Origin of the sequence: Desulfonatronum sp. SC1 (assembly GCF_003046795.1) — a bacterium.
Classification (GTDB): domain Bacteria; phylum Desulfobacterota; class Desulfovibrionia; order Desulfovibrionales; family Desulfonatronaceae; genus Desulfonatronum.
The window spans coordinates 1-486 of sequence record NZ_PZKN01000108.1 but is presented as its reverse complement, the minus strand read 5'-3'; the positions used below and the strand labels follow the sequence as shown (position 1 = coordinate 486).

1 protein-coding gene is annotated in these 486 nt (G+C 44.7%); it reads right to left on the bottom strand.

Features of this window, described 5'->3' with window-relative positions; translation table 11 throughout:
- The coding region (locus C6366_RS20915) for an acyloxyacyl hydrolase (protein ID WP_199221583.1) at nucleotides 1-412 on the bottom strand (412 nt) is incomplete at its 3' end.
- Nucleotides 413-486: the final 74 nt, after the last annotated feature.

The following is a 486-nucleotide window of genomic DNA, read 5'->3' as shown; positions in this document are numbered from 1 at the left end:
GTTTTATTACATAATAAGCCAATCGTTGAGAAAAGTCAAATCTTCCGAGCAATAAGTGATGCGAAACAAAGGGTGCCAGCGTGTACTTCTTATCACTGATATTTGAACGGATAGAATAATCATCAGAAAACTCGACACCAAAGCCTGCTGCATTGATGCCGGTAAACGGGTGATAAAATCCTCCTGCAATGGAAAATACGGGACGACGCACATGTGCATCACCGGTTTTACGGGTGGTGTATCCCGCTTCAATCCAGCCATGCCATACACCATCAGGTTCAAGCTTTGGGTAGGATGGTAGATCGGACTTTTTAAGATTATAACCCACTCCAAGTCCGACCTGCGGAAAGTTCATTCCTCTATTGGGCTGTCGCTGCCCCCCATTGCTTATGTGGTTATAATTGAGTGCCAAATGTAGACTCCAGTCCGGCGAAAAATTATACTGTATTACCGGTGCCACGGATAAAAGAAAACTCATCCTTGCAC